The organism is Kitasatospora sp. NPDC058965 (assembly GCF_042741245.1).
Classification (GTDB): domain Bacteria; phylum Actinomycetota; class Actinomycetes; order Streptomycetales; family Streptomycetaceae; genus Kitasatospora.
The window spans coordinates 18,900-27,984 of sequence record NZ_JBHYKG010000089.1 but is presented as its reverse complement, the minus strand read 5'-3'; the positions used below and the strand labels follow the sequence as shown (position 1 = coordinate 27,984).

The 9,085-nt window shown below is 74.2% G+C and carries 9 protein-coding genes; 4 read left to right on the top strand and 5 right to left on the bottom strand.

Annotated features, from left to right (window positions below; translation table 11 throughout):
• Nucleotides 1-347 precede the first annotated feature (347 nt).
• From ACFW1A_RS17230 to ACFW1A_RS17220, 3 genes are all read left to right on the top strand, one after another.
• Nucleotides 348-1,820, top strand: a complete 1,473-nt coding sequence (locus ACFW1A_RS17230) for an NAD-dependent malic enzyme (RefSeq protein ID WP_380409859.1) — start codon at nucleotides 348-350, stop codon at nucleotides 1,818-1,820.
• Between the two features lie 508 nt (nucleotides 1,821-2,328).
• Complete coding sequence (locus ACFW1A_RS17225; protein WP_035848732.1) at nucleotides 2,329-2,610, top strand: HU family DNA-binding protein; 282 nt, start codon at nucleotides 2,329-2,331, stop codon at nucleotides 2,608-2,610.
• 114 nt (nucleotides 2,611-2,724) lie between these two features.
• Nucleotides 2,725-3,006, top strand: a complete 282-nt coding sequence (locus ACFW1A_RS17220; protein ID WP_380409855.1) for a hypothetical protein — start codon at nucleotides 2,725-2,727, stop codon at nucleotides 3,004-3,006.
• Nucleotides 3,007-3,137: 131 nt separating this feature from the next.
• Here ACFW1A_RS17220 and murA read toward each other — a convergent pair whose 3' ends face one another.
• Entirely contained in the window at nucleotides 3,138-4,484 is a 1,347-nt protein-coding gene (gene murA, locus ACFW1A_RS17215; protein WP_380409853.1) for a UDP-N-acetylglucosamine 1-carboxyvinyltransferase, read from the bottom strand.
• Between the two features lie 213 nt (nucleotides 4,485-4,697).
• Between murA and ACFW1A_RS17210 the strand changes: the two genes are divergently transcribed.
• Nucleotides 4,698-5,267 (top strand): YqgE/AlgH family protein, encoded by a 570-nt coding sequence (locus ACFW1A_RS17210; RefSeq protein ID WP_380409851.1) that lies wholly within the window; start codon nucleotides 4,698-4,700, stop codon nucleotides 5,265-5,267.
• On the opposite strand, the gene ACFW1A_RS17205 is transcribed toward ACFW1A_RS17210, so the two are convergent.
• The 4 genes from ACFW1A_RS17205 to ACFW1A_RS17190 are packed head-to-tail and all read right to left on the bottom strand — an operon-like array spanning nucleotide 5,260 to nucleotide 9,071.
• Complete coding sequence (locus tag ACFW1A_RS17205; RefSeq protein WP_380409849.1) at nucleotides 5,260-6,078, bottom strand: alpha/beta hydrolase family protein; 819 nt, start codon at nucleotides 6,076-6,078, stop codon at nucleotides 5,260-5,262. The genes ACFW1A_RS17210 and ACFW1A_RS17205 overlap by 8 nt on opposite strands.
• A 31-nt stretch (nucleotides 6,079-6,109) precedes the next feature.
• Nucleotides 6,110-6,886 (bottom strand): tryptophan 2,3-dioxygenase family protein, encoded by a 777-nt coding sequence (locus tag ACFW1A_RS17200; protein ID WP_380409847.1) that lies wholly within the window; start codon nucleotides 6,884-6,886, stop codon nucleotides 6,110-6,112.
• Nucleotides 6,883-7,827, bottom strand: a complete 945-nt coding sequence (locus tag ACFW1A_RS17195; protein WP_380409845.1) for a diiron oxygenase — start codon at nucleotides 7,825-7,827, stop codon at nucleotides 6,883-6,885. Before ACFW1A_RS17195 ends, ACFW1A_RS17200 begins: the two co-directional genes overlap by 4 nt.
• Nucleotides 7,824-9,071 (bottom strand): aminotransferase class I/II-fold pyridoxal phosphate-dependent enzyme, encoded by a 1,248-nt coding sequence (locus ACFW1A_RS17190; RefSeq protein ID WP_380409843.1) that lies wholly within the window; start codon nucleotides 9,069-9,071, stop codon nucleotides 7,824-7,826. Before ACFW1A_RS17190 ends, ACFW1A_RS17195 begins: the two co-directional genes overlap by 4 nt.
• Nucleotides 9,072-9,085: the final 14 nt, after the last annotated feature.

Here is a 9,085-nt window from a genome sequence, read left to right as displayed (position 1 = left end):
GCCCCCACCGCTGGTGGGGGCCTTCGCCGTACGTTGGTGACACCGACCCGCCATGCTCGCCTCGCGGCAAGTGGTCGCTCGCAGCGACTAAGGTTGGGCCCGGGGGCTTGGATCGAGCCGGTGTCTCGTCCAATGTAACCCATCGGCCCCGCCAGGCAATCCCATCCGGCGGATTCGCCGCACTTCACCAGGTTCGCCGCAGACCCTGTTGTCGGTTCCCTGCAATCAATGAACGATATTTCTGCCTCGGCCCTGGCAGGTGCGACGATCGGGATCTAGGATGCGCTCGGCAACAGCGTCAACAAACTGTTGAATCAGCGCAGCGAACCCGAGGAAGAAGGACGTCGATGGCGACGGTGCCCAGTGTCTCCAACTCGATCACGGTGCGCCTGGAGGTGCCGGCCAGTGGCGGGGCGGTCAGCAACATCACGACGGCGGTGGAGTCCTCCGGCGGCTCGGTGACCGGCCTCGACGTCACCGCCTCCGGTCTCGAGTCGCTGCGGATCGACGTCACGGTGGCCGCCACCTCGGTGGCCCACGGCGAGGAGATCGTCGAGAAGCTGCGCGCGATCGACGGCGTGTCGATCGGCAAGGTCTCCGACCGCACCTTCCTGATGCACCTCGGCGGCAAGATCGAGATGTCCTCCAAGCTGCCGATCCGCAACCGTGACGACCTCAGCATGATCTACACCCCGGGCGTGGCCCGGGTCTGCATGGCGATCGCCGAGAACCCCGAGGACGCCCGCCGCCTGACCATCAAGCGCAACAGCGTGGCCGTGGTCACCGACGGCTCGGCGGTGCTGGGCCTGGGCAACATCGGCCCGCAGGCCGCGCTGCCGGTGATGGAGGGCAAGGCGGCGCTGTTCAAGCGGTTCGCCGGGATCGACGCCTGGCCGATCTGCCTGGACACCCAGGACGCCGACGAGATCGTGGCCATCGTCAAGGCGATCGCGCCCGGCTTCGCCGGCATCAACCTGGAGGACATCTCCGCGCCGCGCTGCTTCGAGATCGAGGCCCGGCTGCGCGAGGCGCTCGACATCCCGGTCTTCCACGACGACCAGCACGGCACCGCGATCGTGGTGCTGGCCGCGCTGACCAACGCGCTGCGGGTGGTCGGCAAGGAGATCGGCGACATCCGGGTGGTGATGTCGGGCGCCGGCGCCGCCGGCACCGCGATCCTCAAGCTGCTGCTGGCCGCGGGCGTGGAGCACGCCACGGTGGCCGACGTGCGCGGCGTGGTGCACAGCGGCCGGGACGACCTGAACGACTCGCTGCGCTGGATCGCCGAGCACACCAACCGCTCGGGGCGCACCGGCAGCCTCAAGGAGGCCGTGGCCGGCGCGGACGTGTTCATCGGGGTCTCGGCGCCGAACGTGCTGGACGGCGACGACATCGCCGCGATGGCCGACAACGCGATCGTCTTCGCGCTGGCCAACCCGGACCCGGAGGTCGACCCGGCGGTGGCCCGGCAGACGGCCGCGGTGGTCGCCACCGGCCGCAGCGACTTCCCGAACCAGATCAACAACGTGCTGGTCTTCCCGGGCGTCTTCCGCGGCCTGCTGGACGCGCAGAGCCGCACGGTCAACACCGAGATGATGATCGCCGCCGCCCGGGCGCTGGCCACCACGGTCACCGACGACCAGCTGAACGCCAACTACATCATCCCCAGCGTCTTCCACCCGGACGTGGCCAAGACGGTCGCCGCGGCCGTGCGGGAGGCCGCGCTGGCCGCCGGGGACTCCGCGGTCGGCTCCGGCCGCCCCACCCCGGGCATCGTCGGCACGCTGGACACGGCCGCCTTCCCGGTGGTCAAGCTCTAGTACGGACAACTCCTGAAGGGGCGGTATCGGGTCGGTCACCTGGCCGAATACCGCCCCTACCCGTCGGAGGTGGGCCCGAACCCTTGCGACACAAGGGGAAGGGCGTGTTTGGGCTTGTCCCCGTCAGGGCGTACGGTAGCCCTGCACGGGTCAGGCGTGTCCGACAAGTACGGAACGTCCCCCAACCACTCGGCGAGTCGTTCCCGACCGCCGCCCGCACCGGTGCACCGGTGCCGACGGAGCGTCACTGCTGCGTGGGGAGGGCGCCGTTCGGGGTGCACGGCCGGGACCCGATTGGCTTTCTCAGGGCCGGTAAGGGCAGGATGCGTTCCCAGGCAGGCACGTGTCAGTACTGGCACGGTGCGCGGCCCGGGTGCGAGCCGGGCCCCGACCACCAGCCGCCTGAACGAGCACCAGTGTGCGGACCAGCGGCCCTGCCGGGGCGGCTCCGGAGGGACGACCGACGGGCCCCCGCACACCGCAACGCGAACAGACCACAGGAGTACACATGAACCGCAGTGAGCTGGTGGCCGCTCTGGCCGACCGCGCCGAGGTGACCCGCAAGGACGCCGACGCCGTGCTGGCGGCCTTCGCCGAGGTCGTCGGCGAGGTCGTGGCCAAGGGTGACGAGAAGGTCACCATCCCCGGCTTCCTGACCTTCGAGCGCACCCACCGTGCCGCCCGGACCGCCCGCAACCCGCAGACCGGCGAGCCGATCCAGATCGCGGCCGGTTACAGCGCCAAGGTGAGCGCCGGTTCCAAGCTCAAGGAAGCCGCCAAGGGCGCCTGATCCACCCTGCAGCGGGGGCGGTCCGTCAGCGGACCGCCCCCGCTGTGCTGTTCCCGCCGGCGGGCCGCTCCGGCCTCATCATCCGCTCATCCGCGGGCTGCCAGGCTGTGCGGCATGAGCAAGCGCGTGTCGAACGGGCCGAACCCCCACCCCCCGCGCCGACTGCGCAAGGCCGGCGGCCTGCTGCTGGCCGCGCTCGCGGTGGTCGGACTGCTGCACCTGTTCCCGGCGGTGCCGGCGGCGGCGGACAGTCCGGCCACCCGCACCCCGCTGGGCCGGGTGGCGCACCGGACCGGCCTGGACCGGGGTCCGGCGCACGCGCTGCTCGCCGACCTGGTCCGCCGTCAGGCGCGCCACCACGACCGTCCGGGGCACCGCCCCGGGCACCGGCCCTGAGCCGCCGGTGACGGACCGCCGGCGCGTCCGCGCCGGTCGTGCCCGGGCACACCTGGCGGGGTGCCCGGACACCGAAGGGGCCGCCCTGGCGGGGGCGGCCCCTTCCTGCGTTCCCGGTGCCGGACGGCGGGTCAGACCGCGGCCAGCGCCTCCTGCTCGCTGGGCAGCTGGACGTGCGCGCCCAGCGCCCGCAGCTTCTGCAGGAAGTTCTCGTAGCCGCGGTTGATCAGCGAGATGCCGTGCACCGTCGAGGTGCCCTCGGCGGCCAGTGCCGCGATCAGGTAGGAGAAGCCGCCGCGCAGGTCCGGGATGACCAGCTCGCCGCCGAGCAGCTTGGCCGGTCCGGAGACCACCGCCGAGTGCAGGAAGTTGCGCTGGCCGAACCGGCACGGGGTGCCGCCCAGGCACTCGCGGTAGAGCTGGATGTGCGCACCCATCTGGTTCAGCGCCGAGGTGAAGCCCAGCCGGGACTCGTACACCGTCTCGTGCACGATCGACAGGCCGGCCGCCTGGGTCAGCGCGACCACCAGCGGCTGCTGCCAGTCGGTCTGGAAGCCGGGGTGCACGTCGGTCTCCAGCGCGATGGCGTTCAGCTCGCCGCCCGGGTGCCAGAACCGGATGCCCTCGTCGTCCACCGCGAAGGCGCCGCCGACCTTCCGGAAGGTGTTGAGGAAGGTCATCATCTCCAGCTGGCGGGCGCCGCGGACGTAGATGTCGCCCTTGGTGGCCAGCGCCGCGCAGGCCCAGGAGGCCGCCTCCAGGCGGTCCGGCAGCGCGCGGTGCTCGTAGCCGCCCAGCGCGTCCACCCCGGTGATCAGGATGGTCCGGTCGGTGCCCATCGAGATGATCGCGCCCATCTTCTGCAGCACGCAGATCAGGTCCACGATCTCCGGCTCGATGGCGGCGTTGCGCAGCTCGGTGTCGCCCTCGGCCAGCACGGCGGTGAGCAGCACCTGCTCGGTGGCGCCGACCGACGGGTACGGCAGCTCGATCTTGGTGCCGCGCAGCCGCTGCTGGGCCACCAGGTAGGTGCCCTGCGGGTGCTTCTCGATGGTGGCGCCGAACTGGCGCAGCACCTCGAAGTGGAAGTCGACCGGCCGGCCGCCGATGTCGCAGCCGCCCAGGCCCGGGATGAAGGCGTGGCCGAGCCGGTGCAGCAGCGGGCCGCAGAACAGGATCGGGATCCGCGAGGAGCCGGCGTGCGCGTCGATGTCGGCGACGTTGGCGCTCTCCACGTGCGAGGGGTCGAGGATCAGCTCGCCGTCCTCCTCGCCGCCGCGCACGGTGACCCCGTGCAGCTGGAGCAGGCCGCGGACCACCTTGACGTCGCGGATGTCCGGGACGTTGCGCAGTCTGCTGGGGCCCTGGCCGAGCAGGGCGGCCACCATCGCCTTGGGCACCAGGTTCTTGGCGCCGCGGACGCGGATCTCGCCTTCCAGCGGAGTTCCACCGTGGACCAGCAGGACGTCGTCGGTCATCGTTCTCGCAATCAGGGGGGTTTGCGGCCATGGCAGGGGCGCCACCTTCGGTAGATGGTAATGGCCGTCCCTTTGGTTCCCGGGCCGGGCGATGGTGATCATGGGCTCTCCGGGTGGCAGCCGGGGCGAACGGGTGAGCGAGGGTTTGCCCGACGGCGCGCCTGTTCGCGTTTCGGGGGCCCGTTGCCGCGCCGACTGCGGGATCATGTGGGCATGACCGCGGCCTCCTCCCACACCGGCCGACTGCTCGTGGCGACACCGGTGCTGACCGATCCGAACTTCGCGCGCGCGGTGGTGCTGCTGCTGGACCACGACGCGCAGGGGGCGCTCGGCGTGGTGCTCAACCGGCCGACCCCGGTGGAGGTCTCGGACGTGCTGGACGGCTGGGCCGACCTGACCGGGGACCCGCAGGTGGTCTTCCAGGGCGGGCCGGTGGGCCTGGACTCGGCGCTGGCGGTGGCGGTGGTGCCGGGCGAGCCCGGCCCCGATGACCCGCTGGGCTGGCGCCGGGTGCACGGGGCGATCGGTCTGGTCGACCTGGAGGCGCCGCCGCAGCTGCTGGCCGGGGAGCTGGGGGCGCTGCGGGTCTTCGCCGGGTACGCCGGCTGGACCCCGGGCCAGCTGGAGGCGGAGATCGCCGAGGGGGCCTGGTACCTGGTGGACGCCGAGCCGGGCGACCTGTCCTGCCACGACCCGGAGCGGCTGTGGCGCGCCGTGCTGCGCCGGCAGACCGGCGCGCTGGCGATGCTCGCCACCTACCCCGAGGACCCCACGCTCAACTGAGCCCGGGGCGCCGCGGGGCCGGCACCGGGCGCCGGGCGGCGGCGGTGAACAGCCCGCGCACCGTGGGCCAGACCGGTGCCAGCGGGTCGATCAGCTGGAAGTGGTCGGTGCCGGGCGGCTCGACCAGGGCGACCGGATCGCCGGCCGCCCGGGCCCGGGCGGCGAACGCGCGGCTCATCGCGAGCGGCACCTGCTCGTCCCGGTCGCCGTGCACCAGGGTGACCGGCACGCCCAGCGGGAGCAGCGCGGCCGGGTCGGCCAGCGCGTACCGCTCGGGGACCCGGTCGGCCGGGCCGCCGAGCAGGTCGTGCACCGCGTCGTCGCCCAGCCGCCAGGCGTCGCACAGGTCCAGGCAGCTGCAGCCGGCCAGCACCAGCACCGCGTCCGGCACCCGCTCGGTGCGCCAGGGCGAGCCGGCCGGCAGCCGGCGCCGCCCGGCCGCCCACAGCGCCAGCTGGCCGCCGGCCGAGTGGCCGGCCAGCACGGTGCGCCCGGTGACCGGGTGCGGCAGCGGCCCGGCCAGCAGGTCCAGCGCGGCGGCCACGTCGTCGAAGGTGTCCGGCCAGCCCGAGCGGCGGTACTCGGGCACCGCGACCAGCAGCCCGGCGGCGGCCAGCGCCGCGGCCAGCGGACCGGTGTGGCGGCGGTCGTACGCCGGCTGCCAGAAGCCGCCGTGCAGCAGCACCAGCAGCGGCGCGGGGCCCGGCCCGGGCGGCAGCCGCAGGTCCACCACCTGGTCGGGGTGGCCGCCGTAGCGCAGCGTCGCGTCGACCGGCGGGGCCGGGCGGGTCAGGACCTCACGGGTGTTCACGGACTCTCCCTCCGGTGCGGCTGACGGCGGGTCACGAGGTGCTGCGGAACTCCCACAGCTCCGGGTAGAACCGGGCCCGGGCGCGGGCGGCCAGGTGGTCGGCCCCGGAGCTGCCCCCGGTGCCGGGCCGGCGGCCGATCTGCCGCTCCACCACCAGCACGTGCCGGGCCCGCCAGAGCGACCAGGCCTGGTCGTGGTCGACCAGCGCCTCGGCCAGCTCGGCCAGCTCCTGCCCGGCCGGGTCGGCCTGCACCGCGGCCAGCGCGGCGCGCCGCTCGTCGGCCGTCATCACCGGGTGGCCGCCGAGCGCCAGCGCGGTGAGGAAGGCGTCCCACAGCGTCGGTTCGAGCAGCCGCTGGTCCAGCCGCCCGCGCTCGGCCCGGGTCAGCCAGTCCAGGTGCGCCACCCGTTCGGGCGAGGCCGGTCCGGAGAGCAGCTCGACCTCGTGGAACTGGGCGGACTGGGCGCCGCTCGCGGTGCCCAGGGCCGGGCGGAAGCCGAGGAACGCCTGCGGGCTCATGGTGTCCAGCAGCTCGATCGTGCCCATCAGCGCCCGTTCGATCTCCCGGCAGCGCTGCAGGGCCAGGCGGGCCGCCCGCGGCTCGCCGGCCAGCATCCGGTCCCGGGCCGCGGTCAGGTCGCGCAGCAGCAGCTGGAACCAGAGCTCGTGCACTTGGTGCACGGCGATGAACAGGTGCTCGTCGGTGCCGGCGGGCGGGCCGAGCGGGGACTGCAGGGCGAGCAGCAGGTCCAGGCGCAGGTAGCCGGCGTAGGTGGGGGTGTCGGTGGCTATCAGGCGAGTGGTCACGACAGGTCGTCCAGTTCGTCGAGCCCGCGGGCGGCGAAGGCCTCGCGGACACCGGGCAGGTCGAACGCCCCGACCGAGGCGCACAGGCGCAGCGTCGACCGGGAGATCTCGGAGAGCCGCCGGGCGCCGGCCGCGGGGCGGTAGCAGTCGGCGAGCACCGCCCGGGCGGTGTCCCGGTCCAGGCCGGCCAGCCGCAGCGAGTCGGCCACCGGGTCCAGGTCCCAGCTGAGCGCGGCGTGGATCAGCTCGGGCAGGGCCAGGGCGGCGGCGCGGCGCTCCGGCGGCGCCAGGCCGGCCCACAGCTCGGTGAAGAAGGCGGCGAAGAAGCGGTGGTGGCGGCCCTCGTCGCGGGCGTGGTCGCGCATCAGGTCGCGGACCGGCGCGACCACGGTCGGGTCGTTCGGCAGCTCGTTGAGGACCGCGGTGATCAGCGTCTCGAAGACCACCGCCTGCAGCAGGCCGGCCAGCACCGGCTGGTCCGGCAGCGGGCCGCGGGCCGCCCGCCGCAGCTGGGCGACGAAGCCGCCGTAGTCCCAGTCGGGGATCGCGATGCCGGTGGCACCGGAGATCTGGCGGGCCAGGTCCAGGCTGTACAGCGCGTGGTAGCCCTCGTCGCAGTAGATCTTGAAGGCGTCCTCGCGGAGCCCGCCGGCCAGGTCGAGGCCGGTGCGGCCGTTGGCGATCCGCTCGGCGGCGGAGTTCACCACCCGGGTCTCCAGGTGCGTGGTGGAGAGCAGGAACTGGTAGAGGTGGCGCACCGTCAGCTCGCGGCGCCGGGCGGGGTCGAGCCCGGCCACCGCGGGGTGGGCCAGGTGCGGCACCAGGGCCTCGGGGAAGAAGACCAGCCCCTGCTCGGCGCCCTCGTGGAACATCCGGCGCACTCCCGTGCGCACGCCCGCGTGCTGGTACCAGCGGTCCAGCGGGCCGGGTGCGGTGCTCATCGCGGGCTGCCCTCCGCTGCGGCCGCCCCGGTGCGCCGGGGCAGCGTGCCCAGCCGGGCCACCGCCTCGGCCACCAGGCCGGCGTCCAGCGGGTGGCAGAGCCGGAACCAGCCCGGCTCGGGGCTGTGGAAGGCCGCGCCGGGCAGGATGTTGACCCGCAGCCGGTCGGCGACGGTGCGCCACAGCTCCTGCTCGCCCGCGAAGCCGGGGGCCGGCAGCATCGGGCGCAGGTCGATCCAGAGCGAGCAGCCGGCCTCGGCGGGCAGGTGGCCGATGCCGTGCCGGGCCAACTGCGCCGCCGCGGCCGCGCAGGAGGCGGCCAGCCGGCGGCGGTTCTCGGCCAGGAAGGCGGCGGTGCGCACCGGGTCGGCGAGCAGCCGGGCCAGCACCGCCTGGGTGCCGGTGGAGACCGGGGCGAAGTAGGCCAGCGCACGGGCCGCGGCCAGCACCTCGGGGTCGGTGCTGTGCAGCACCCCGGCCTTGAAGCCGGGCAGGCCGAAGTCCTTGGCGAAGCCCCAGACGGTGTGCACCCGCTCGCCGCCGACCGCCTCCAGCGCGGTGAACGGACGGCTGCCGAAGACCGAGTGGGCGTAGATCTGGTCGCCGATCAGGTGCACCCGGTGCGCGGCGGCCAGCTCGACCAGGTCGCGCAGCAGGTCGGCCGGGTGGACCAGGCCCAGCGGGTTGGCCGGGGTGGCCAGCGCGATCGCCCGGACGGTGGCGCCGGCCCGGGCGGCGAGCCGCAGGGCCCGGTCGATCGGTTCCAGCTCCAGCGCGAAGCCCGTCCCGGACCGCAGCGGGGCCGGGACCAGCCGGGCGCCGGAGCGGCCGCCGAGGTCGGTGTCGAAGGCGCCGTAGTACGGGGCGGGCAGCACGATCGCCTCGCCCGGGTCGCAGAGCACGCTGGCGATCACGTCCAGCGCGGCACTGGCCCCGCTGACCAGCACCAGGTGCTCGGGATCGACCGGCGCCCCGTAGGTCCCGGTCAGCAGGGCGGCGATCCGTTCGCGCAGCAGCGCGGTGCCGTGCAGCGGGGCGTAGCGCGTCTCCTGCTCGGTGACCGGGGGCAGCTCGGCCGCCCAGGCGGTGAGCAGGTCGCCGAGCAGCCGGTTCTCGGCGGTGCCCAGGTTGAGGTAGCCGTCCGGCCGCTCGATCGGGTGATAGGGGGTGGCCTCGGCCCGGAAGTGGGCCTCGGCGATGGCGGGGCTGGCGGCGGCCAGCGCCGCCGCGGTGCGGGAGACCATCGGTTCCTCTCCTG

Coding starts and splice junctions, on each gene's coding strand:
- ACFW1A_RS17230 (WP_380409859.1), top strand. CDS start 348: ATGGCGACGGTGCCCAGTGTCTCCAACTCGATCACGGTGCGCCTGGAG.
- ACFW1A_RS17225 (WP_035848732.1), top strand. CDS start 2,329: ATGAACCGCAGTGAGCTGGTGGCCGCTCTGGCCGACCGCGCCGAGGTG.
- ACFW1A_RS17220 (WP_380409855.1), top strand. CDS start 2,725: ATGAGCAAGCGCGTGTCGAACGGGCCGAACCCCCACCCCCCGCGCCGA.
- murA (WP_380409853.1), bottom strand. CDS start 4,484: ATGACCGACGACGTCCTGCTGGTCCACGGTGGAACTCCGCTGGAAGGC.
- ACFW1A_RS17210 (WP_380409851.1), top strand. CDS start 4,698: ATGACCGCGGCCTCCTCCCACACCGGCCGACTGCTCGTGGCGACACCG.
- ACFW1A_RS17195 (WP_380409845.1), bottom strand. CDS start 7,827: ATGAGCACCGCACCCGGCCCGCTGGACCGCTGGTACCAGCACGCGGGC.
- ACFW1A_RS17190 (WP_380409843.1), bottom strand. CDS start 9,071: ATGGTCTCCCGCACCGCGGCGGCGCTGGCCGCCGCCAGCCCCGCCATC.